General features: G+C 52.2%; 25 protein-coding genes. 8 read left to right on the top strand and 17 right to left on the bottom strand.

Annotated elements, in window-relative coordinates:
* Positions 1–268: 268 nt before the first annotated feature.
* The 10 genes from ACX8ZY_RS08495 to ACX8ZY_RS08450 all read right to left on the bottom strand — a co-directional run bounded on the left by ACX8ZY_RS08495 (position 269) and on the right by ACX8ZY_RS08450 (position 10,611).
* The gene (locus tag ACX8ZY_RS08495; protein WP_010247569.1) at positions 269–1,354 is read right to left on the bottom strand and encodes an acyltransferase family protein; all 1,086 of its coding nucleotides are present in this window, start codon (positions 1,352–1,354) and stop codon (positions 269–271) included.
* A gap of 464 nt (positions 1,355–1,818) precedes the next feature.
* Positions 1,819–2,571 (bottom strand): L-cystine ABC transporter ATP-binding protein TcyN, encoded by a 753-nt coding sequence (gene tcyN, locus ACX8ZY_RS08490; protein ID WP_010247571.1) that lies wholly within the window; start codon positions 2,569–2,571, stop codon positions 1,819–1,821.
* The gene (tcyL, locus tag ACX8ZY_RS08485) at positions 2,568–3,236 is read right to left on the bottom strand and encodes a cystine ABC transporter permease (protein WP_003854540.1); all 669 of its coding nucleotides are present in this window, start codon (positions 3,234–3,236) and stop codon (positions 2,568–2,570) included. Before tcyL ends, tcyN begins: the two co-directional genes overlap by 4 nt.
* Positions 3,236–4,036 carry a cystine ABC transporter substrate-binding protein gene (gene tcyJ, locus ACX8ZY_RS08480; RefSeq protein ID WP_010247584.1) on the bottom strand — a complete coding sequence of 267 codons (801 nt, stop codon included), beginning with the start codon at positions 4,034–4,036 and terminating at the stop codon, positions 3,236–3,238. The genes tcyL and tcyJ overlap by 1 nt, the downstream gene beginning before the upstream one ends.
* Before the next feature lie 113 nt (positions 4,037–4,149).
* On the bottom strand, positions 4,150–5,136 hold the full coding sequence (locus ACX8ZY_RS08475) for a D-cysteine desulfhydrase (protein ID WP_346541909.1): 987 nt from the start codon (positions 5,134–5,136) through the stop codon (positions 4,150–4,152).
* Positions 5,137–5,354: 218 nt separating this feature from the next.
* Positions 5,355–5,858 (bottom strand): flagella biosynthesis regulatory protein FliZ, encoded by a 504-nt coding sequence (fliZ, locus tag ACX8ZY_RS08470; protein ID WP_010247591.1) that lies wholly within the window; start codon positions 5,856–5,858, stop codon positions 5,355–5,357.
* 50 nt (positions 5,859–5,908) lie between these two features.
* On the bottom strand, positions 5,909–6,631 hold the full coding sequence (locus tag ACX8ZY_RS08465; RefSeq protein ID WP_003854529.1) for an RNA polymerase sigma factor FliA: 723 nt from the start codon (positions 6,629–6,631) through the stop codon (positions 5,909–5,911).
* Positions 6,632–6,775: 144 nt separating this feature from the next.
* Complete coding sequence (locus tag ACX8ZY_RS08460; protein ID WP_010247595.1) at positions 6,776–7,744, bottom strand: HNH endonuclease signature motif containing protein; 969 nt, start codon at positions 7,742–7,744, stop codon at positions 6,776–6,778.
* Positions 7,745–8,049: 305 nt separating this feature from the next.
* Entirely contained in the window at positions 8,050–9,252 is a 1,203-nt protein-coding gene (fliB, locus tag ACX8ZY_RS08455; RefSeq protein WP_022625487.1) for a flagellin lysine-N-methylase, read from the bottom strand.
* Between the two features lie 159 nt (positions 9,253–9,411).
* Positions 9,412–10,611 (bottom strand): FliC/FljB family flagellin, encoded by a 1,200-nt coding sequence (locus tag ACX8ZY_RS08450; RefSeq protein WP_137227759.1) that lies wholly within the window; start codon positions 10,609–10,611, stop codon positions 9,412–9,414.
* Positions 10,612–10,946: 335 nt separating this feature from the next.
* Between ACX8ZY_RS08450 and fliD the strand changes: the two genes are divergently transcribed.
* From fliD to amyA, 4 genes are all read left to right on the top strand, one after another.
* A complete protein-coding gene (gene fliD / locus ACX8ZY_RS08445) occupies positions 10,947–12,359 on the top strand; it encodes a flagellar filament capping protein FliD (RefSeq protein ID WP_421665356.1) in 1,413 nt (470 codons plus the stop codon).
* 11 nt (positions 12,360–12,370) lie between these two features.
* Complete coding sequence (gene fliS, locus ACX8ZY_RS08440) at positions 12,371–12,778, top strand: flagellar export chaperone FliS (RefSeq protein ID WP_033787599.1); 408 nt, start codon at positions 12,371–12,373, stop codon at positions 12,776–12,778.
* A complete protein-coding gene (gene fliT, locus ACX8ZY_RS08435) occupies positions 12,778–13,143 on the top strand; it encodes a flagella biosynthesis regulatory protein FliT (RefSeq protein ID WP_010247612.1) in 366 nt (121 codons plus the stop codon). The genes fliS and fliT overlap by 1 nt, the downstream gene beginning before the upstream one ends.
* Positions 13,144–13,244: 101 nt before the next feature.
* Positions 13,245–14,726, top strand: a complete 1,482-nt coding sequence (gene amyA / locus ACX8ZY_RS08430; protein WP_421665355.1) for an alpha-amylase — start codon at positions 13,245–13,247, stop codon at positions 14,724–14,726.
* A gap of 100 nt (positions 14,727–14,826) precedes the next feature.
* Here amyA and yedD read toward each other — a convergent pair whose 3' ends face one another.
* Positions 14,827–15,300 carry a lipoprotein YedD gene (gene yedD / locus ACX8ZY_RS08425; RefSeq protein ID WP_010247616.1) on the bottom strand — a complete coding sequence of 158 codons (474 nt, stop codon included), beginning with the start codon at positions 15,298–15,300 and terminating at the stop codon, positions 14,827–14,829.
* A 254-nt stretch (positions 15,301–15,554) separates the two neighbouring features.
* Between yedD and ACX8ZY_RS08420 the strand changes: the two genes are divergently transcribed.
* A complete protein-coding gene (locus tag ACX8ZY_RS08420; RefSeq protein WP_008926858.1) occupies positions 15,555–15,878 on the top strand; it encodes a DUF6388 family protein in 324 nt (107 codons plus the stop codon).
* A gap of 202 nt (positions 15,879–16,080) precedes the next feature.
* On the opposite strand, the gene iraP is transcribed toward ACX8ZY_RS08420, so the two are convergent.
* Positions 16,081–16,380: an anti-adapter protein IraP gene (gene iraP, locus ACX8ZY_RS08415; RefSeq protein ID WP_010247621.1), complete on the bottom strand. Its 300-nt coding sequence runs from the start codon at positions 16,378–16,380 to the stop codon at positions 16,081–16,083.
* A gap of 174 nt (positions 16,381–16,554) precedes the next feature.
* Here iraP and ACX8ZY_RS08410 point away from each other — a divergent pair, with 174 nt between their 5' ends.
* Entirely contained in the window at positions 16,555–16,794 is a 240-nt protein-coding gene (locus ACX8ZY_RS08410) for a DinI-like family protein (RefSeq protein ID WP_003854508.1), read from the top strand.
* 38 nt (positions 16,795–16,832) lie between these two features.
* Here the strand turns inward: ACX8ZY_RS08410 and ACX8ZY_RS08405 are convergent, their stop codons facing one another.
* The 3 genes from ACX8ZY_RS08405 to ACX8ZY_RS08395 form a co-directional block, all read right to left on the bottom strand.
* Positions 16,833–17,099 (bottom strand): hypothetical protein, encoded by a 267-nt coding sequence (locus tag ACX8ZY_RS08405; protein WP_010670837.1) that lies wholly within the window; start codon positions 17,097–17,099, stop codon positions 16,833–16,835.
* A 151-nt stretch (positions 17,100–17,250) separates the two neighbouring features.
* Positions 17,251–17,592 carry a hypothetical protein gene (locus tag ACX8ZY_RS08400; protein WP_010670838.1) on the bottom strand — a complete coding sequence of 114 codons (342 nt, stop codon included), beginning with the start codon at positions 17,590–17,592 and terminating at the stop codon, positions 17,251–17,253.
* Positions 17,579–17,962, bottom strand: coding sequence for a hypothetical protein (locus ACX8ZY_RS08395; RefSeq protein WP_010247627.1), 384 nt, complete (start codon positions 17,960–17,962; stop codon positions 17,579–17,581). The genes ACX8ZY_RS08400 and ACX8ZY_RS08395 overlap by 14 nt, the downstream gene beginning before the upstream one ends.
* 136 nt (positions 17,963–18,098) lie before the next feature.
* Between ACX8ZY_RS08395 and ACX8ZY_RS08390 the strand changes: the two genes are divergently transcribed.
* On the top strand, positions 18,099–18,731 hold the full coding sequence (locus ACX8ZY_RS08390) for a helix-turn-helix domain-containing protein (RefSeq protein WP_010670839.1): 633 nt from the start codon (positions 18,099–18,101) through the stop codon (positions 18,729–18,731).
* A gap of 65 nt (positions 18,732–18,796) precedes the next feature.
* Here the strand turns inward: ACX8ZY_RS08390 and ACX8ZY_RS08385 are convergent, their stop codons facing one another.
* Positions 18,797–19,045 carry a hypothetical protein gene (locus ACX8ZY_RS08385; RefSeq protein ID WP_010247633.1) on the bottom strand — a complete coding sequence of 83 codons (249 nt, stop codon included), beginning with the start codon at positions 19,043–19,045 and terminating at the stop codon, positions 18,797–18,799.
* A gap of 319 nt (positions 19,046–19,364) precedes the next feature.
* Between ACX8ZY_RS08385 and ACX8ZY_RS08380 the strand changes: the two genes are divergently transcribed.
* Complete coding sequence (locus tag ACX8ZY_RS08380; RefSeq protein WP_010247636.1) at positions 19,365–19,565, top strand: hypothetical protein; 201 nt, start codon at positions 19,365–19,367, stop codon at positions 19,563–19,565.
* 38 nt (positions 19,566–19,603) lie between these two features.
* On the opposite strand, the gene ACX8ZY_RS08375 is transcribed toward ACX8ZY_RS08380, so the two are convergent.
* Positions 19,604–20,491: a glycosyltransferase family 17 protein gene (locus ACX8ZY_RS08375; RefSeq protein ID WP_421665354.1), complete on the bottom strand. Its 888-nt coding sequence runs from the start codon at positions 20,489–20,491 to the stop codon at positions 19,604–19,606.
* Positions 20,492–20,698: the final 207 nt, after the last annotated feature.

Below are 20,698 nucleotides of genomic sequence, written 5' to 3'. Positions count from 1 at the left end.
ACGGTCCGTCGGCCGCAGGGCGTGACGAAGGCACCCCGCACAGCGGGGCGCGCAGGCAGCCGGACGCCGGGATTGTTAAGGGGCGGGCGTCCGCCCCTTGACGCATCCGCCTGCACAGGCAATCTGAAACTCCCATACGCCTGGCGGGCGAAACCCGCTCAGTGCTAACCTGCGGTTAAGTGGCCTGAAACTCCCGAACCCCTGCCGAGTGTAACCCGCTCAGTGCAAGCCCGCTGCAAAGCGTAACTTCCCCGCTGCTAAGCGTAACTTACCCACCGCTCGCGCCGCCAGGCGCCCTTTTCATTAACGTCGGGAACACAAACAGCGACTGCCCGACTCCGCGATTGGTCAGCGACCAGATTGCCACTGAACAGAGCGAGCAGAGACCCACGATGGCCACCGGATAGAAACAGGCCCAGAGAAACGAAAACCACGCCTGCTCGAACAGATGATGCCGCTGCGCGAACAGAATCGCAGACATACCAAAGAACTCGATAAAAATACGGTGGATGACGTAAATCTGCAGCGTATTGCGGCCAACCCAGTTGAGATAGCGCATGCTGAAGTGCTGATTCAGCCAGCGACAGGCCGCGATACTGAATAACACCGCCAGTACACACAGGAACAGACTCTTATCCAGACCGAATAGAACATGAATCCCGGCGGCTGCCGCCAGTAGCGCCCAGGGCATCAGATTCTCACGCCGCCATTCACTCAGGCGCAGCATCGTCTGGCTCCAGAATGCCCCTAACAGGAAGAACACAAAATATTGGGCCAGGCTCTGTGGTCCCCAGAACGGGATCACTTTTTCTGCCGCCAGATAATTCAGCAGGATCGCCACCGCCACCAGGGCCAGCTTATATTGACGGAAAACTTTGGCACAGAGGAAATAGAGTCCCAGCCCATACAGATACCACGAGGTACTCATGGCCATAAAGGTCAGCTTGAGAAACTCGAATAGCGAACCCGCATAGGCGGCATTAAGATTCTGCGAAATACGCTGGCCGGTAATTTCAGTAGAGATACCGATAATTGACCACCACTGAATAAACCCCCACAGAATATAGAGATAAAAAAGATTGGTGATGCGACTGGTAAATACCTGCTTCCATGGCCGGTTCAGAATGCCATTGGTCGCCAGCAATCCCGAGACGAAGAAAAAGGCGGGCATACGCAGCGGCGACAGTACCGTATTAAACTGTATCCATATTTCGGCGGGGATCCATCCGGCAGAGAGATATTTCATCGTCCCTTCAAAGCCGGGTAAAACTGTGTGGTACAGGACCACCAGTAATATGCAGGCGCCCTTCAGGGTATCTACCCACAATATCTGATCTGACTTAGTCTGGTTCATTCAATGACTCCTGCTGTGTAGGTCAGAATGCTGGAAAGTAAAAGCGAGGAAATCAGTATTGCTTTTATGATTATCCGGCAATTATTCGCCATTGAACCGGTGATGAATGTAGCGAAACTCTTAAAAGCCGCTGAGTGGCCCTGTTACCACAGTTATTTACTCATCAGAACGTTTCCTTACACTTATTAATATCGACGCAACACACTAATTAGCAGTGCCGCAGCCTGTTTAAAGGATAATATTGCTTCATAATCCAGAAAATATAATTAAGAGAAAGTGGCAACGGGAAAAGCCAATATATTCCCGATGAAAAGAAAAGATTTGTCAGATGTGCCAAAAGGTTTAACAGCGGCAGAGTTATTTATGATACTGCGCCTGCTAATAGCGTGACCTTAGCCATTTGCAGCTAAAAAAATGAGGGTTTTAAACGGGTTAAAACTGCCTTCCGGGGAAGGCAGTTTGGATTACTGATTCAGAAATTTATCAAGGAACTGACGGGTGCGCGGCTGCTGAGGGTTACTGAACAACGCTTTCGCTTCGCCCTGCTCCACAATCCGCCCCTGATCCATAAAAATGGCGCGGTCAGCCACATCGCGGGCAAAGCTCATCTCATGCGTGACGATGACCATGGTGCGTTTCTCTTCGGCCAGCGCGCGAATAGTGCTGAGCACCTCGCCAACCAGCTCCGGATCCAGCGCCGAGGTCGGTTCATCAAACAGGATCACTTCCGGCCGCATCGCCAGCGCACGCGCAATCGCCACGCGCTGTTGCTGCCCGCCCGACAGACGGCGCGGATAGCTCTCTTCTTTGCCGTGCAGCCCGACCTTCTCCAGCAGCGTGCGGGCGCGGGCTACCGCATCCGCTTTCGCTTCGCCTTTGACGATAACCGGCCCTTCAATAATGTTCTCCATCACTGAACGATGCGGAAACAGATTGAAGTTCTGGAAGACAAATCCGACCTGCTGGCGCAGACGACGCACCTGCTCTTTCTGCTTACTCTGTGCCAGCGCCGCATCAACGGTAATCTCTCCGACCCGGATGGTGCCGCTATCCGGCACTTCCAGCAGATTGATACTGCGCAGCAGCGTGGTTTTACCTGATCCGCTGGGGCCGATAATGGCCACCACTTCACCGGCGGCCACATCAAGGTCGATGTCGTGCAGCACCGTCTGGCCGTTAAAAGACTTCACCAGCTTTCTGACTTCGATGGCGCTCATTTCGACTCCGAATCCTGACGATTAACATGCTGTTCCAGCCGGTTCTGCAACGCAGATAACACCGTTGCCATCACCCAGTAGATCAGCGAGGCTGCCAGATACATGGTAAAGACTTCCAGCGTGCGTGAGGTGATCAACTGCGCCTGACGGAACAGCTCCGGCACCTGAATGGTCGCCGCCAGCGAGGTATCTTTCACCAGGCTGATAAAGCTGTTGCCCAGCGGGGGCAGCGCGGTGCGGGCTGCCTGTGGCAGGATCACCCGGCGCAGGGTTTGCCAGCGCGTCATGCCGATACTTGCCGCCGCTTCCCACTGCCCGCGCTCAATCGATGAAATCGCGCCACGCAGTGACTCTGAGGCATAGGCTGCGGTATTCAGGGAAAGACCAATCATCGCGGAGGGGATCGGATCCAGTTCAATGCCAAACTGCGGCAGGCCGTAATAGATCATAAACAGCTGGGCGATCAGCGGCGTGCCACGAAAGATCGAGACATAGATCCGCGCCAGCCAGCGAACCGGCCAGAAGCGCGAAAGACGCATCAGCGCCAGAATAAAGCCCAGCAGCAGGCCAAAGAACATGCCGCCGATGCTGAGCTGCAGCGTAAACAGCGCGCCTTTTAATAAAAAAGGTGCTGAATCCAGCACCAGTTGAAGACTTTCCTGCATTATTTCGTCACGTCCGCGCCAAACCATTTCTGAGACAGCTTGCTCAGCGAGCCATCTTTCTGCATGTCAGCAATGGCCTGGTCGATCGCTTTCAGCAGGTCGTCGTTGCCTTTACGTACCGCCACGCCCGATTCCTGACGAGAGAACGCATCGCCCGCGACCGCCATGGTATCGCCCGTTTTCTTCACCAGATCCAGCGCGGCCAGACGGTCAACCAGAATGGCATTCAGACGGCCAGAGCGCAGATCCTGATATTTCGTCGGGTCATCATCATAGGTACGGATGTCCACGCCCTTCACATTCTCACGCAGCCACTGCTCGTAGTTGGTGCCCAGACCGACGCCCACTTTTTTACCGGCCAGATCAGCAGGTTTGGTGATGGTGTTTGCATTGGCTTTCATGGTCAGCGCCTGAATGCCGGAGACCGTGTATGGCGTGGAGAAGTCATACTTCTTCTTACGCTCATCAGAGATGGTGACCTGGTTGATGACCACATCGATGCGCTTCGCGTCGAGTGAGGCCAGCATGCCGTCCCATTTGGTCGGTTTCAGGCTCGCCTTGACGCCCATGTGCTGTGCCAGCTGTTCCGCGAATTCCACTTCAAAGCCGGTCAGCTTGCCCTTTTCATCCTGGAAGCTGAATGGCGGATAGGTGCCTTCCAGACCCACCAGCAGCGTGCCGCGCTCTTTAATTTTGTTCAGCAGATTTTCCGCTGCAAAGGTTTTAACGTTGACGCCAGCAATCAGCGCCACGGCCATGACGCCCATCATCATCTGACGACCTGCACGAGAAAAGGACATATTCACCCCATTATTGACAGTATTGTGTGTGTGTTCTTATAAGGGCAGCACGGCTTGTCGCTGCCAGTCCAGTAGGATAACCCACGGAGTATAAACTGTTTTATTCGCTTGTCTCAGACCGAAGGATGATAAGCAAATAACGCCGGTGCGCCGCCCGTATGAATAAACAGCAGCGGACCTTCACGGCGGAAACGATTCTGGCTCACGCCATCCAGCAGTCCGGCCATTGCCTTGCCGGTGTAGACCGGGTCCAGCAGGATCCCTTCCAGCCGCGCCAGCAGTTTCACCGCAGCCATGCCTTCATCATTGGGTTCGCCGTAGCGTGGCGCAAAGTAGTCATCCCACAGGGTAATCGGTGCCTTAGCCTGCACTTCCAGCGTTTCCGCCAGCGACTGACGCAGCCGCTCCACCAGCGGCAACTGCGCCTCAACCTGGCGTGAAACGGTAACGCCCACCAGCTCGGTCTCCGGCAGCAGATGCTCCAGACCCACCGCCAGTCCGGCATGGGTACCAGCACTGCCCGAGGCCACGACCACGGCGGCGAAATCGACCACACCCTCGCTCTGATGAGCAATCTCCTGCGCGCACTCTACATAGCCTAGTGCACCCAGCGCATTTGAGCCGCCGACCGGCACGATGTAAGGACGATAACCCTGGGCTTCCAGACGCGTGGCCTGTTCAGCCAGCTGTTCCGCAGGGTTATTCAGCGCATCCACCATGACCACTTCAGCGTCCATCAGATCCAGTAACAGACGGTTGCCGTTGCTCAGGTAATTTTCAGCGTGGGTGCCAATCGGGTTTTCCAGCAATGCCACGCACTTCAGGCCAAGCCGGGCCGCGACTGCCGCCGTCTGACGCACATGATTGGACTGGATTGCGCCCGCGGTCAGCAGCACATCGGCGCCTTCACGCAGCGCGTCCGCCGCCAGAAATTCCAGCTTGCGCAGCTTATTGCCGCCCATCGCCAACGGCGTGAAATCATCGCGTTTAATAAAAATATCGCGACCCAGGTAGTCAGAGAGCCGTGGCAGATGTTCTAACGGCGTGGGTGCGCCCAGCAGTTCAAGACGTGGGAATTGGTGTAACAGATGTAAAGACAATGCTGCCTCCGTTCGGGCATTCAATTTATCCTTACAGTGTTGCAGAAGATGCGAAAAGGATCACCCTGATTCAGGTGTCAGCAGATGCGGTGAGGCAGATGCGCAGTAAAAGTTGCAGGAGAAAGAAGCGCCGTGCTCCCCCTTCCCTTTTACCCGGCTGGCGGGCAAAAGGGGAACGTGCCGCAGGCACGCGGGGGAGCAATCGGTGCAGATCAGGGTTAACCCTGCTGCCAGCCTAAGAACTGATCGTACTTGCGCAGCGCGATGCGGTAATTGTTATTACCGGCATCGGGCAGATCGCTTTCCAGACACTGATGCCAGCTATTTCCCTGAAGCCTGTCGGCCGGGAAATTTCTGGCTTTCAGCATCTCATCCAGACGACGCAGCCGCACCACATATTCACGAATCGTGCTGGGGCTCATCTCTGTCTGTTCAAACAAATACTGTTTAAACGCCATTATGTCGAAGTAATTAGGATGGGTATTACAAAAAATATCACTGCAAAAACGACAAAGCGCGGTCAGTTCGGGCTGAAGTTTCAGCCACAGCTGCTCATCAATCATCTGGTCCATCCGAGCGATGGCCTCTTTATTGATGATCTGGCCACGAAAAACGAGCGCCATTCGATCTAATACCTTGCCACAGTGTGAACAGTTGCTCTGGCTGTGTTTATAGTCTTTAAGATAACGACTTAACGGTCTGGCCTTGGTCTTGGCTCCCATTACTGAGTCCCCGGTTTTTTATAATTTTGAATCGCCAGGAACTGATACTGCTAGCGCGCTCCCGCAAGTCGGGCACGCAGGCGTTTAATCGCCTGACTGTGCAGCTGGCTGACACGGGATTCCCCCACATCAAGCACCGCCCCAATCTCTTTCAGGTTCAGTTCTTCCTGGTAGTACAGTGTCAGCACCATCTTTTCACGATCGGGTAACGCTTCGATCGCTTCAATGACGCGCTCACGCAGACTCCCTTCAAGCAACTGATGAAGCGGATTAGCCTCTTCATGGCCTTCCGTCACCAGCTCCGCGCTGTCGCCGTGCTCTTCCCGATACTCGTCGTAGGAGAAAAGTTGACTGTTGTTGGTGTCCAGCAGGATCTGCCGGTACTCCTCCATGGAAACATTCAGCTGCTGCGCCACTTCCTGCTCAGAGGCAGAACGCCCCAGCGACTGTTCCACTCTGTGCATTGCTCCGGCCACCTCGCGTGCATTACGACGCACACTGCGCGGTGCCCAGTCCCGACTACGAAGCTCGTCGAGCATGGCGCCACGAATACGCTGCACGGCATAGGTGGTAAAGGCTGTACCCTGGAGCGCGTCATAACGCTCTACGGCATTTAACAGCCCTATCCCACCCGCCTGCAGCAAGTCGTCAAGCTCAACACTGGCCGGCAGGCGAACCTGCAGACGCAACGCTTCATGGCGCACCAGCGGCACGTAGCGCTGCCAGAGCGAATGCTTGTCCATCACGCCTTCGGCGGTATAGAAATCGTTCACGTTGACTACCCTGCGTTAATGAAGTTATCGGCATGATTATCCAATTCTGTAGCGTTTTCGATTGGCTGAATAGGCGGGGTAAAACGAGGCTATTTCATTTTTGTTACCTCAGAGTGCAGATCCTTCTGCACTCTTCAGTGAAGATTAACGACGGGCACGCAGCCGTTGCCGGGTGGCGGGCGGCACTGCCGCCCACAGGCTGCAGACGCGACCTTCCAGTTCCTGATACCAGGGCGCAAGATGCTGCTGTGCCTCCTCGCCAGGATGCACCAGAATCTCGCCCGATTCACCATCAATGCTAATCAGTCGGTTAATAAACAGCCGCTGCAAATCACTGCGTAAAAACAGGCCGTTATCGATGCTGTTATCTGCCAGTACACCGTCATCCCCTTCCTGCGTGTCTATATGGCAGGCTTCCACCCATGGCCAGTTATGCCGTTCGGTCAGCTCGGTGCCGGTCATCACACAGGCGCCGTAGCGGGCTTTGACACCGGCGCTGAATTCCGCCTGGCTGGCGCGCTGCAGCACCCGGGCTTTAACACGACGCCCGACCTCAGTTCCCGGCATCACCGCCGCCGGAACTTTGTGCTGCGGCGTACTCAGCACCACGATGAACTGAATGCGCTGCGACTGCGGAAAACAGGGATCCGCCTGTGGATTGAAGAGCTGCCAGTAAGCGTCTTCATCATCCTGATGCATCAGCACCAGTTTGTAGCCGCGACTGTTCAGCAGATTCTGTGCCGTGGCGGATTGGGGATCGATCATCGCGAAGACCTGGCTGCTGCCCATCACTTTCCACAGGTTGTCGCGCTTCTCGCTATCGCTGCGACGGAAATAGAGGAAGGAGAGATTCTGCTTAAGGTAGTGCTCAAAGCGACGCAGGTAATTTTTACGTTCGTTGTCATGGGAGATGAACAGCAGATCCTCCAGCGGGCTGTTGCTCTCTTCCTGCGCGAACACCGCGCGGATTTTCAGCGTGCGCAGCCCGGTTGACGGACTCAGCAAGGCGCGCGCCGTCAGCTCTTTATCATCAGGGTATTGCAGAGCATAACGCCGGGCGATCTCTTCAAAGGTCAGCCGCTCACCCGGTAACAGGTCATAATTGAAGCGCATAGACACTCCACAAAGTTAAAATCAAAAATGATGTTGTTCTGTGAGGAGTTATCGGCAGTCTGGGGGGGAACTGTAACGGGCTGGGGGGATTGCCTGGGATTGAGAGACAGGCAGCCTGCAAGGTTGTGGTCAGGAAACCGGTTTGAAGGAAGCGGGTGTTAAATTGCGTTGCATTGCCTGGAGCTGCTGGCATAAAAATAAGCCAGCACACCAGCCGCAATTCTTTTAGCGATTAGCTAATGCCCGCCCGTAGTTATCAGGAACAAATGGGCGATGCCGATGATGCGAAGCTACATCGCCTCAGATCATTTAAGCAGATAAATCAGCGACAAATCGTCATTGACCTTGACCTTATCAATCTCGGCCAGAAACGCCATCACCGATTGTGGCGTATGTTTTGTTATTGAGTGGTAGCTGTAGATGATATTAATAATATCCTCTTCACTGACGGTTCCGACCAACTCAACATTGGCCGCAATCAGTGATTTAAGCAGGAACCATTCTGCCGTCAGAAGATATAAGCTCAGTAACGGGCTGCGATTTTCGTTATTAGGGAAGAAATCATCATAAATGCGGTACTGAATATAGTTATTCATTATCCATGGCCGTTCAGCAAGCCAGGGCATAACCTGCTTCTGCCAGACGTTGTCCAGCCGGATCATTGGCTGACTGACGTCATCGGTTTTGGCCCCTTCGGCCTGAATGTAAATCAGCTTATTAACGTAGTGATTCAGGGTAGGAAAGGCGCGCTTATCGGCCATGGTGCTGAACCAGCTTTGCAATCTCAACAGTAAAGACCATTGCAGGTTATAGTCAGGTTTAACCTGGTCAAGCTGCAGCCTGATTTCACCCTGTGTCAGGTTGTTGAGTACATCAGAAAAATGATGCTCCATCTGGACCAGCCAGTCTTCTTCAGGGCTTACTCTTTCTGCGCCCAGCAGAAAGCTGGCCAGCGCGTAAAACCCTTCATCAAGATGAATGCCGCTGAATTTAATGATGTTAAGACACATCAGATTCAGCAATTTCTTTTGCTGATCGAGATCTTTAGCTTTATTGCCATAAGGTTGTTGCCTGATGCTCTCCCCGAACAGCATCGCGTCAGGTGAGGCTAATAATTGCCGGGTCGCCTCCGGACAGGAGAGCGCCAACGTTTTTTGCTGTTCATATTTAAAGGTGTTCGCCGCTCGGGGATAGGTCGCACAGGTGTTGCTCAGTGCGGCAGCACCCAGCCGGGAATGCACTTTGCACAGGCGATTTTCATCCATAAATGCACAGTTGCCAGAAGCATTAAGCTTCATAGTTCCCCAACTGGCAAAGCTTTTGCGGGTGGTGGTGATGTTTTCAACTGCCAGCGTTTTGATTTCAATCAGCGAGGATTTTAAATAGCGATTGACCGTGGGCTTATCCAGATGGATATCCCAGCCCTTACAGCAGTGATCGCGACACTCACTGCCAATACATTTGAAGGCGCTGACAAAGAGCGGTTCCACGACAGTAATATTTTTCATTATTTACCTGCTCAACAAAGGCATTTAAAAAAGAGTCTTACTGTGAGGATAAAGTAACGCGGGGAGATTGATTGGCAGAGAAACAGGGCAAAAACAGGCTAATCGCAGGCATAAAAAAAACCCCGCCGAAGCGGGGTTTGTCTTTTATAAGTTGGGTGATTAGCCCTGCAGCAGAGACAGAACCTGCTGTGGAACCTGGTTAGCTTTAGCCAACACTGAGTTACCAGCCTGCTGTACGATCTGCGCTTTAGACATGTTTGAAACTTCAGTTGCGTAGTCAGCATCCTGAATACGAGACTGTGCTGCAGACAGGTTAGTGGTGGTGTTGTTCAGGTTAGTCACGGCTGAGTTCAGACGGTTCTGAATCGCACCCAGTGAAGAACGGAACTTATCAACGCTGGCAATCGCTTCGTCCAGCTTTTTCAGTGGATCAGAAGTTGAACCCGAGGTCACGTTAGACAGGCTCATGTTAGCCGTATCCAGTGTGAACGCAGCGGTATCGCCACCAGCAGTCGTTACTGCAGCCTTCGCATCAACTGCAACGTAGAAGTCCTGGTTTGCACCGTTAGCAATGTCAAAACCGTTCGCTTTCAGGCTGTTGGTCTCTGCATCGCTGGCTGATTTCACGTTAACTTTAGCGAACAGGTTGCCGTTGTCATCTTTATACACTTTGTCTGCAGTAACAGTGACGTTTGCGTTAGCAACACCCAGACGAGTCGCCAGGCTGTTAGCAGTACCTTCTGCAACAGTGGCTTTAGATACGTTACTGGTAGAACCGTAAACGCTCTGGAAGTCAGCAGCTGCAGCAGCAGTAGGTGTACCCTGTGGACCATTCACGTTGAAAGTGTTCAGTTTCAGCGTAGAAGAGTCAATTTTCTTCAGGTCGATGGTGATAGTTTCGCCATCGTTAGCGCCAACCTGAATTTTCATTGAGCCATCTTTAGCCAGCACGTTCACGCCGTTGAACTGAGTCTGACCAGATACGCGGTCGATTTCGCTCAGACGGGATTTGATTTCGTCCTGGATTGAAGATTTGTCAGAAGCTGAGTTGGTACCGCTTGAAGCCTGTACAGTCAGTTCACGAACACGCTGTAAGTTGTTGTTGATTTCTGACAGTGCGCCTTCAGTAGTCTGCGCAGCAGAGATACCGTCGTTAGCGTTACGAGCAGCCTGAGTCAGGCCCTTGATGTTAGAGGTGAAACGGTTGGCAATTGCCTGACCAGCAGCGTCATCTTTCGCGCTGTTGATACGTAAACCAGAAGACAGACGCTCCATTGAAGTAGACAGAGCTGACTGGTTCTTGTTGATGTTGTTCTGAGTGATCAGCGAGAGGCTGTTGGTATTAATGACTTGGGCCATGATGAATTTTCCTGTTAATCAAGTCTTTCGGTTAAGGTGTGGGCTTCAACCCGCCGGCTTCAGCGCCGTCAAAGTTGTTATCGTCTGCCGTTTAACAACCTTTAGAATTTTTTTAGTACCAGGCGAATTTTTCTGCTTCAACCTGTCACGTTTTAAGTTATCGCCACCCGCCCGAACTTCTTTAGGCTTAATTCATTAATTTTCTAGCCGCTGAATTACCCTTCTCTATAGTGCTTATTTACCTCATTACCCTAAGGCAAATAACCTTAAACTTTCCTTATTCAAGGCCGATAACCCAGGTATCAATTTTCTGTCGACCTTATAAAGGAATTAATATGGCTAGTATAAGCAACCTCGGTGTGGGTTCCGGCCTGCCACTCAGTACCATGCTTGACAGTTTGACCACCGCTGAAAAAGCTTCACTCAAACCTATTTCTACTCAGCAGACAGCTTATACGGCCAAGCTCAGTGCTTACGCCACCCTGAAAAGTTCACTGACAACTTTCCAGGCTGCTAATACCAAGCTGAACAGTGCTGACCTGTTTACCGCTACGACTGCGGCCAGTAGCTCCACAGCGTTCAGCGCGACCACTTCTGGCAGCACCGTGGCCGGTAAATATGCCATTAACGTCACGCAGCTGGCACAGGCGCAGGTACTGACCTCAGGAGTACAGAGTAGCAACACCGCCGCGCTGGGCGACAGCTCCGTGGCCAGCCGCAGCATCGCGATTACCTTAAAAGATGGCACCAGCAAAAGCGTAACGCTCTCCAGCGATCAGACTTCGCTGACCGGCATGCGTGACGCCATCAACGGCGCCAATGCCGGCGTCACCGCCAGCATCATTAAGGTATCAGACGGCAGCTTCCGCCTCTCAATGAGCGCCAATAAAACCGGCAGCGACAATGCGGTGGCAACCATCGCCGTCACTGGTGACAGCACGCTACAGGGGATTGTGGGCTTTGACGCCAGCGCCAGCAGCAACGTGATGACCCAGAGCGTCGCTGCGCAGAATGCCAAACTGACGGTCAACAATGTTGCGATTGAAAACAGCAGCAATCAGATTAGCGATGCGCTGGAAGGGATTACTTTAAATCTGACCGCGCAGACGGTTGGCGATCAGACGCTGACGATTACCAAAGACACCTCAAAATCCTCCAGCGCCATCAGTGCCTGGGTGGATGCCTACAATACGTTGCTGGATCAGTTCAATACCCTGACCAAATTCACCAAAGTGGATACCAACAGCGATGCACAGGACTCCAGTAATGGTGCCCTGCTGGGTGACAGTACGTTACGGACGATTGAGACGCAGCTGAAAAGCATGCTCACTAATTCGCAGAGCACATCTACCTTTAAATCACTGAGTCAGATTGGTGTCACCACCGATCCCACCACCGGTTCATTAAAACTGGATTCGACCAAGCTGAGCAGCGCACTGGATAAAGATGCTGCGGGCGTGAAAGCGATGATCGTAGGTGACGGTAAAACCGGTATCGCCGCTAAAATCGACAGCAAGCTGACTGACTGGCTGGCTACTAAAGGGATTATTCAGTCCGCCACCGATGGCGTGAGTAAAACACTGAATAGGTTAACCACCCTCTATAACACCACCAGCGATCGTATTGATGCCGATATCGCACGCTATAAAACGCAATTTACTCAGCTGGATATGGCCATCAGTAAACTCAACTCGACCAGCACCTATCTGACGCAGCAGTTCGACACGTCCGATTCGTCTAAAAAATAACAGGAGTGACCATGTACAGCGCTACAGGCACCAAAGCCTATGCAAAAATTGGCGTAGAAAGCGCCGTGATGAGCGCCAGCCAGCAGCAGCTGGTTGTGATGCTGTTCGACGGTGCACTGAGCGCGTTAATCCGCGCTCGTCTGTTTATGCAGGATGGCAATATTGAAGGCAAAGGCAACTCCATCTCCAAAGCGATCAATATTATCGAAGCCGGCCTGAAAGAGGGCCTGACTGAAAACCGTGGTGATGAGCTGGCCGATAATCTGCTGGATCTTTACAACTACATGACGCGTCGCCTGTTGCATGCCAACCTGAACAATGATGTTACAGCGGTCGAGGAGGTCGAAGGCCTGCTGCGCAACATTGCTGACGCGTGGAAAGAAGTGGTTCAACCTAACCTGATTCAGGACGCCGTTTAATGACTACTGCACCGCATCTGATTACCGTTTACCAACAGTTACTCGATCTCAGCCAGGGAATGCTGCGTCATGCAGCACAAGGCGAATGGGATGAATTGATCAGCAGGGAGATGGAGTATGTTAGTGCGGTGCAGAATTTAGCCCAATCGACAGAAGCCGTGTCGCCGTCGGCACAGACTCAGGAGCAGTTACGTCCGGTGCTGCGCCGTATTCTCGATAACGAATGTGAAGTGAAACGTCTGCTGCAGGCGCGGATGGATGAGCTGGCCTCACTGGTGGGTCAGAACAGCAGGCAGAAATCGGTGATGTCCGCTTATAGCAATCAAGGCGGCGTAGTTATGGTGCCGCACGAAACCCTCTCCTGATCCCCTGCTCTGTCACGCCGCCAGATTTATTTTTCTGCGCGGCGTCTCTTTTTTGCCGCTTACTCCATACTTGATTTTCATCATCCCATGGAGTGTGGTACATGCAAAACCCAACGTTATTACAGTTTTTCCATTGGTATTACCCGGATGGCAGCAAACTGTGGCCGGAAGTGGCCGATCGTGCGGCCTGGCTCAGCGAAATCGGTATCACTATGGCGTGGTTGCCACCGTGCTACAAAGGGGATTCGGGTGGCTATTCTGTTGGTTACGACAGCTACGATCTGTTTGACCTGGGTGAATTTGATCAGAAAGGCGGTGTTGCCACCAAATATGGCGACAAACAGCAATTACTGGCGGCGACAGAAGCCCTGCGCAGCCACAACGTTGGGGTACTGCTGGATGTGGTGCTGAACCACAAAATGGGTGCCGACGAGAAAGAGGCGATCAGCGTTAACCGCGTCAATCCCGATAACCGCGATGAAATCTACGACGAAGTGGTCGGGTGCGAGGCCTGGACGAAATTTACGTTTCCGGCACGCGCCGGGGAGTTTTCGAAATTTGTCTGGGACCACAAATGCTTTAGCGGCGTAGACCACATCGAAAATCCGGACGAAAACGGCGTATTCAAAATCATCAATGACTACACCGCCGAAGGCTGGAATGACCAGGTTGATAACGAACTGGGTAATTTCGACTATCTGATGGGCGCCAACATCGATTTCCGCAACAACGCGGTCAGGGAAGAGCTGAAATACTGGGCGCGCTGGGTGATGGAACAGGTGCCCTGCACCGGCTTTCGTCTGGATGCGGTAAAACATATCCCGGCCTGGTTCTACAAAGAGTGGATTGACCATATTCAGGAGGTTGCTGAGGAGCCGATGTTTATCGTCGCGGAATACTGGTCGTTTGAAACGGAGAAGCTGCAGGAGTATGTGCATCAGGTGGAAGGCAAAACCATGCTGTTTGATGCGCCACTGCACATGAACTTCCACCAGGCCTCAACCGCGGGCAGCGCCTACGACATGAGCCAGATTTTTGCTAACTCGCTGGTGGTTGCTGATCCGTGGCATGCCGTGACGATCGTGGCTAACCACGACACCCAGCCGCTGCAGTCGCTGGAAGCGCCGGTAGAAGCCTGGTTTAAACCGCTGGCCTATGCGCTGATCCTGTTGCGTGAGCAGGGTGTGCCTACCATCTTCTATCCCGATCTGTTCGGGGCGACCTATGAAGATGAAGGCGGCGACGGCGAGAAGCACAAAATTGACATGCCGGTGATCCCTGAACTGGAAGGATTGATCCGGGCGCGCCAGCAGTATGGCTGGGGCGTGCAGACCGACTATTTTGATCACCCAAACTGCGTGGCCTTCAGCCGCAGCGGCACCGAAACACAGCCAGGCTGTGTGGTGATCATGTCGAACGGCGATGCCGGTGAGAAAAGCGTGCCGATGGGTGAAGGTTTTGCCGGTAAGGTCTGGCGCGATCATCTGGGGAATCGGGAAGAGACCATTACTGCCGACGAGCACGGCACGGCGGTCTTTGTCTGTAACGGTGGCAGTGTCAGCGTCTGGGTGGTTGCAGAATAAGCTCGTTGCCGAAGAAATGACTCAAAACTAAAACCGCCCCGGCAGACAGAAGCGTGAAGTGCGCTCTGCCCGTCGGGGCGGTTTTGTTATGGTCCGGCTGTTATGACTTCGCGTTGTTTTCTGTAATCGGTGTGCGCAGCAGTTGCGGTTCGATGTTCTGAATCACGGCGGCTTTCGGCTGTTTCGCCACTTCTTCCAGCGCCTGCTGACACTCAACGGTCGGACGCGCCACTTTACGCAGAGTCATCCTGTCATAGCTCAGCTCGCCATTCTCCACGACCAGCGGCATCACCCGCACCTGACGCGTTACGTTGACATAATCGCCGCTTAACCGGGTCAGTTTGCCCGGCTTCGCAATCACCCGCATCCACTGACGGCAGTCCAGCGTGCTGCCATCCGCATTGATGATCACACTGGCTATCGCCTTATCGCTGATCAGGCTGCTCTGTGGACCGACGGTTTGCCAGGTTCCCTGCAGATCAGCGGGCGCCGGCGTTTGCACCGCATTTTCATAATCGTTGATTTGTGCACAGCCACTCAGTGCCAGCGCGGCAATCAGCATCCACTTTTTCATGTTTAATCCCTAAGATCCCATCAATGGCGGCTACGTTATAATTTTTCCACCGCGTTGCGCAAGGTATCTGGGTGTTCAAACACCACGCAGACCCTGATTGCGCCAGAATTTAACCCGCAGCGAGGCTCACGGTCAGGTTTTTGACCGGAAGTTCAGAGGCTGAACTGATGCAAAGCCCCGCCTTTGTCACGCCTGACAAGCGGAAGACAACCCGCTACACTGACGCGCTGCAACAGACTTTCAGGAATATGAATATGAAAACGCCAGAAGCCTACTATGCCCAGGCGCGCGAGATGTTTTTTACCGCGCATCCCGACTTTCAGTCTGCACTTGATGAATTAACAGAGAGCGACGCCCGTGCAGCTAACCTGTCACTGCGACAGCTGCGCGAATGGCATGCCGAGCGCATCTATGCGGCCTTTTTGCGGCAGAAAAATCTGGATGGAATGATCTTTTCTATTCAGCTCGCTGAGCCGGATAAAGCGGTGGCGGCTGAGGCTATCGAGACTTATCTCAAATCTCATGCTGAGTCACTGGGGATGAGCTGGGAAGAGTTTTGCATCAAAAACGAGCTCTAATCAGGGCCGCGTTGAAGTTGCATTTTTCAAACACCTCCAACCAGTTCCGGCACTGCAGATAAAGTTGTACTAACCGGGGGAAAGTGTATAACTTCGGCGTGCGACTCAGGTCGTGATTGTCCTTTAACGAATAGTGCTGATGCACTGCCTCTGCAGGTGTTGTCTAAATTCCACCTCCAGAGGCGAATTTTTTTATCCGCCCCTACCCTTCACCTTCCGTCGCTTTACCCTTTACTTCAACATAACTCGCTACCGCCAGCAGACGATTAATATGCGTCAGCAGCAGATCCACATCAGACTGCAGAAACTCGGTCGAAGATTGCGAAGCGGTAACAATGGCATCCTGCACCGTTTCTGAAATAGTCAGCGAGTTGTCCTGTTTCGCCTGCACCAGCAGCGCCGCAACCAGCAGGGACTGCGCTTCAAGCTGCGCCGTCAACTCTTTTGCATCGACGTCCATCTTTGCCAGTTTTAGCAGAATATCAATTACCAGTTGTCGCATCGCGGACCTCCTAAAAGTAAGCCGCCATTATGTCGCGATGCGTGCGCATTTTGCTAGTCGAAGATTGAGGTTTATGCGAGATAAAAATTTACACGAAATCAGGCGCGCTGCCTTGCTACTGTTTTTATTTACAGTATTATATGTCAGCGATTTTGCCCTGAATGGATTGCCATCATGTTTGTTGAGTTGATTTATGACAAGCGCAACGTTGCCGGTTTACCGGGTGCTCGCGAGATGATTCGTGAGGAGCTGGAAAAGCGGGTGCATCGGGTGTTTCCTGACATTGAAGTTAAGGTCAAGCCCATGGAACGTAACGCGATTGATACTGATTTGAGTAAAAACGATAAAGCGACGGTTGCGCGGATTGTTGAAGAGATGTTCGACGAAGCGGAAATGTGGCTGGTGGCCGATTAATCCCTTAACGGCCACCACATCAGTTAGCGGGAGATGACTTAGCTCTCCTGCTCGCTGTGATTAACTTCAATCTCGATGTCCTGAATCGCGGCATCCAGATCTTCCAGCAGTTTACCCTGCTTATTCAGCAACGCATCGATTCGGTCGGCGTTGGTCTTGTCTTTATACTCACCCGCATCAAACGCTAACCATTGGCTGGAAAGGGTTTCGGTGTTGGTCTGAGCATAGTGACGCATCTCTTTTAGCTGAGAAGTCACGTCACGCAGATATTCAGTTTTGGTCTTGGTTTCTGTTGAATCGCTCATGCTAAATTTCCTTCTGGTCATCTATCCAAAGTGAGTAGGCTTAGCGGTTCATCAACCGGCCAATCAGCGGGCCTGCATTCAGGTACAAAATGTTGCCCGGATATTTAAAACTAGTCGATAATAGCGAAGCCGCATTAAGAATAATCGGAAGTTATGGTTTATGACCGGATTTCACGGCTGGCACCTCACTCTCAGTGACGACCTCTTTGACTTTTATGACCGTTTTGTCGGCTATGCGATCCGGTATTGCATCCAGCTTGTGCTGTATTGCTGCAACCTGATCGGTCAGCAGCTCCACTCTGTCATCACGCCGCGCCGCAATTAAGCGGTAATCCGCCCGAATCTCCTCGACCCGCTTGTTTGCGGTGTTACTGACGTAGAGAAAAATGATCGTCATCAGGATGCAAATCATCGAACAGCTCAGCAATACGCAGCCGAGGATAACTTTGCGCCGGTAAGACATAGGTGCCTTAGTGCTATTAATCGTGGCCATCACTGCGATCCTCCAGAGTTGAGATAAGCCGATCAATCTCATTACGAAATTTATCGTTCTGATCGGTTTCGGTCATTGCCAGTAAAATCCCTACCGCATTCTTGATTAACCGAAGATCGGTTTCGAGTGTCGAGATACGCCGCAGATTCCTGTCGTGCCGTTCGCGTAATTCATCGTTCTCCTCCCGTATCAGCAGGTTGCTCTCTTTCAGCAACACCACCTGCTCTTTGTAGCTGGTAATAATTTCGCCGCCGGCTCGATTACTGGTTACGATTGACGCAATTCCCGCCAATAACGGTTTCCAGAACAGTGCTGCTGCCCCCCCACCCAGAACTAACGCACCCATACTGGTAATCAGACTACTTTCCATGCCACACCCCTTTGTACGGTAAGGTCTCTGGAACTTACTGCGTGCTGCTTAGCCACGTCCCCCGCATGAAATTTAAGATTGCTTAAATACCAGGCTTAAGTATACTTAAGTCACTCTCAACCAAAAAGTCAAGCTTATGAAAAACGAAACGCTGGGTGACCGCATCCGACTCCGACGTAAATCGCTGCAGTTAACGCAGAAGCAATTGGCGCAACAGGTAAAAGTGTCCCATGTGGCGATTTCGCAATGGGAAAAAGAGGAGACGCTGCCGCGCGGTGAGAACCTGCTGCGGCTCGCTGAAGCGCTGGGCTGCGCACCGGCTTTTCTGATAGATGGGGATGGTCCTGTTTTCAGCGAAAGCGCCTGGAGTGGTCTGCACCAGATCCCACTGCTTGCACAGCGCGACGTGCCGCGATGGCTGAGCGAGGCCGGTTCCGTCCGGCATGAACTGCTGATGCACAACGACATGGCGCTTTCACAGCAGAGCTTTGCCTTCCGGGTGGAAGAACAGGCGATGACGCCCGCGATTCTGCGGAATGATGTGGTGATCATCGATCCCACGCAGTCACCTCAGCCCGGCGACTGCGTGCTGGCATTGCAGCAACAGGTCGTGCTGCTACGCACCTGGCGTCAGCGCGGCAGTGATAATGGCGTCATGCAGTTTGAACTGGCACCGGTCAATATCAACTTCCCTGAGCTGCAATCCAGCCGGGACAGCCTGAAGCTGATTGGTACGCTGGTGGAACTGCGACGCTACCGCCAGCCATAAAAAAACCCGCCGTGCGCGGGTTCACTTTTCATCGTACAACAGTGGCTGAGTTTATAACCGGACAGTTACAGGGCATCGGTCAGTTGATCTACTACCACTTTGCCCTGCAGATCGGTCTGCATAATGCGATAATTGACGGGCCATGAGCGGCGGGTACTGAGTTTATCGAACAGGGTTACGCCGCCTTTTTTAACTCCCTGGCTATTTACAATAATCCATTCGGTGACCTCTTCCTGACCACGATTTTTCAGGCTCAGCGAGCGTTGTTCGATTAACTGATCTTCAGCTTCAATCTTTAAATAGTCTCTTAACATAATTTCTATCTCCTGGTAACGCAGGACACTATATGCCTTTTGCTAATCCGTTCAATCGAATTTATTTATCGATCTGTTTATCGACGGGAATGTGACCTGCCGCAAGCGACATGACAGGTTTGTCCATTACTGCATCAGGGATTCCCGGTTAGCATGAACCTGCTGTACACACCCAAACATCGAAAAATGACGTGTTCAGTATGAGAGAAACTCCGATTAGCCCGCCGCTGGCGGGCTTTTTTTTCTTCTTTAATCCGCTGCGCATGCGGGATGTCAGTGCTGGTCTAAACTTAAGAGACTGGAATAAAAGGAGAGAGTTATGTTTAAACACAATACGAATGAAGAACGTAAGAAAGAAGGTGATGTCAGCAAAAGCCTGCCCGAAGCCGCGCCAAACGCTGGTAATGCTTACGAGGAAGATGATCATCCCGCCACTGATGCACCGAAAGATCATGGCGAAGTGCCGCGCAAAAATGATGACAGCCAGGATGACAAAAAAGATCCTTACAAAGCAAGCTGATGTGCGAGAGGCGCGCCCGCTGGGCGCGCTGGTCAGCGTTAAGATTTAATGAGATCGGCAAGCTGGTGCTGATTTTCAACCAGCCAGGCTGGAAAATGTTCGGATGTCACCGGCACTATCTCCATCCTTCGCGGACGGTTCCAGATATCAATATTGTTCTCAACGCAGCGCCGTATATGATCCGGATTGTTAAATTCGGGGCAGTTACGTTCGGTATGAGAAATCGAAGACATTTTTTCACTGATGCGCTCATCGCTCATTACCCAGGAAAAATGCCACCCTGCATTCTTAACGGTTTTTGTCCGGAAATTCAGCCACTTCCAGTGCCACCAGTTCTCGCGTATCGGTGTACCACGACGCTTAACATTGCGAAGCAATTCCGGTCGCCCCATAAAAAAGTCTCGCAGCGTTTTACAGGTCACCATTTTCGCCAGTGTGGCACAGCGCGGTGTGCCGTCGTCATTTAAAACCCGGACATTAAATTTAAAATTGAAATATTGCTGATGCAGCGTCGTGCAAAGATGTTGATGACTGAATGCTTTTATCGCCTCGGGTCGGGGAATTTCATCGACGTCTGACACAATAACAATATCATCATCCTGCGCGCCGGCCAGCCCCTGCATAATCTGATTACGTGCAGTGGCTTCATTTTCCCAGGGATCTGTCTCACCCGCATTAACCACAGAACTATTCGATTTAAAGGCTTCCTGATAAAATCTGGGCGCAATATCGTTAACAATATAAATAATTTTATCGCGGAAACGATCGAACTTCTCAATATCAAAATGAAGCTTTTCCCGGCGTATTCCGGTAAAGGTATAGCGCGATTCCACAATGACAAACCGATCAACAACATGCTCAAGCGTGTTCAGACGCATCTCAAGCAAGATATCTTCATCGTAGTACAAAAAACAGTCATAAATCATAATATTCAGAGGTACTTAAGTAGTAAGGATTTTTATCAGGACACCTCAACATGCGTAACACAACAGAGGTATAACGCCTTTTATTGGGCCGGTTTTTAGTGAACCTGATGTGTGTGTAATGTACTGCGTAAAACTTTCCGTGTTTATAATAAGTTGGCTAACAAAGGCTGCAGGCAATGATTTTCGGGCATCCACCTCAAAGCAGAC

The sequence above is a fragment of the Pantoea sp. XAF26B01_ASV70 genome (assembly GCF_054512635.1).
The sequence above is the reverse complement of the archived record's forward strand: the minus strand, read 5'-3'. Positions and strand labels throughout refer to the sequence as shown.

What these genes read in the sequence shown, in the direction of transcription:
- ACX8ZY_RS08495 (WP_010247569.1), bottom strand. Translation starts at nt 1,354, where the DNA reads ATGAACCAGACTAAGTCAGATCAGATATTGTGGGTAGATACCCTGAAG.
- tcyN (WP_010247571.1), bottom strand. Translation starts at nt 2,571, where the DNA reads ATGAGCGCCATCGAAGTCAGAAAGCTGGTGAAGTCTTTTAACGGCCAG.
- tcyL (WP_003854540.1), bottom strand. Translation starts at nt 3,236, where the DNA reads ATGCAGGAAAGTCTTCAACTGGTGCTGGATTCAGCACCTTTTTTATTA.
- tcyJ (WP_010247584.1), bottom strand. Translation starts at nt 4,036, where the DNA reads ATGTCCTTTTCTCGTGCAGGTCGTCAGATGATGATGGGCGTCATGGCC.
- fliZ (WP_010247591.1), bottom strand. Translation starts at nt 5,858, where the DNA reads ATGGGAGCCAAGACCAAGGCCAGACCGTTAAGTCGTTATCTTAAAGAC.
- ACX8ZY_RS08460 (WP_010247595.1), bottom strand. Translation starts at nt 7,744, where the DNA reads ATGCGCTTCAATTATGACCTGTTACCGGGTGAGCGGCTGACCTTTGAA.
- fliB (WP_022625487.1), bottom strand. Translation starts at nt 9,252, where the DNA reads ATGAAAAATATTACTGTCGTGGAACCGCTCTTTGTCAGCGCCTTCAAA.
- ACX8ZY_RS08450 (WP_137227759.1), bottom strand. Translation starts at nt 10,611, where the DNA reads ATGGCCCAAGTCATTAATACCAACAGCCTCTCGCTGATCACTCAGAAC.
- fliD (WP_421665356.1), top strand. Translation starts at nt 10,947, where the DNA reads ATGGCTAGTATAAGCAACCTCGGTGTGGGTTCCGGCCTGCCACTCAGT.
- fliS (WP_033787599.1), top strand. Translation starts at nt 12,371, where the DNA reads ATGTACAGCGCTACAGGCACCAAAGCCTATGCAAAAATTGGCGTAGAA.
- fliT (WP_010247612.1), top strand. Translation starts at nt 12,778, where the DNA reads ATGACTACTGCACCGCATCTGATTACCGTTTACCAACAGTTACTCGAT.
- amyA (WP_421665355.1), top strand. Translation starts at nt 13,245, where the DNA reads ATGCAAAACCCAACGTTATTACAGTTTTTCCATTGGTATTACCCGGAT.
- yedD (WP_010247616.1), bottom strand. Translation starts at nt 15,300, where the DNA reads ATGAAAAAGTGGATGCTGATTGCCGCGCTGGCACTGAGTGGCTGTGCA.
- ACX8ZY_RS08420 (WP_008926858.1), top strand. Translation starts at nt 15,555, where the DNA reads ATGAAAACGCCAGAAGCCTACTATGCCCAGGCGCGCGAGATGTTTTTT.
- iraP (WP_010247621.1), bottom strand. Translation starts at nt 16,380, where the DNA reads ATGCGACAACTGGTAATTGATATTCTGCTAAAACTGGCAAAGATGGAC.
- ACX8ZY_RS08410 (WP_003854508.1), top strand. Translation starts at nt 16,555, where the DNA reads ATGTTTGTTGAGTTGATTTATGACAAGCGCAACGTTGCCGGTTTACCG.
- ACX8ZY_RS08405 (WP_010670837.1), bottom strand. Translation starts at nt 17,099, where the DNA reads ATGAGCGATTCAACAGAAACCAAGACCAAAACTGAATATCTGCGTGAC.
- ACX8ZY_RS08400 (WP_010670838.1), bottom strand. Translation starts at nt 17,592, where the DNA reads ATGGCCACGATTAATAGCACTAAGGCACCTATGTCTTACCGGCGCAAA.
- ACX8ZY_RS08395 (WP_010247627.1), bottom strand. Translation starts at nt 17,962, where the DNA reads ATGGAAAGTAGTCTGATTACCAGTATGGGTGCGTTAGTTCTGGGTGGG.
- ACX8ZY_RS08390 (WP_010670839.1), top strand. Translation starts at nt 18,099, where the DNA reads ATGAAAAACGAAACGCTGGGTGACCGCATCCGACTCCGACGTAAATCG.
- ACX8ZY_RS08385 (WP_010247633.1), bottom strand. Translation starts at nt 19,045, where the DNA reads ATGTTAAGAGACTATTTAAAGATTGAAGCTGAAGATCAGTTAATCGAA.
- ACX8ZY_RS08380 (WP_010247636.1), top strand. Translation starts at nt 19,365, where the DNA reads ATGTTTAAACACAATACGAATGAAGAACGTAAGAAAGAAGGTGATGTC.
- ACX8ZY_RS08375 (WP_421665354.1), bottom strand. Translation starts at nt 20,491, where the DNA reads ATGATTTATGACTGTTTTTTGTACTACGATGAAGATATCTTGCTTGAG.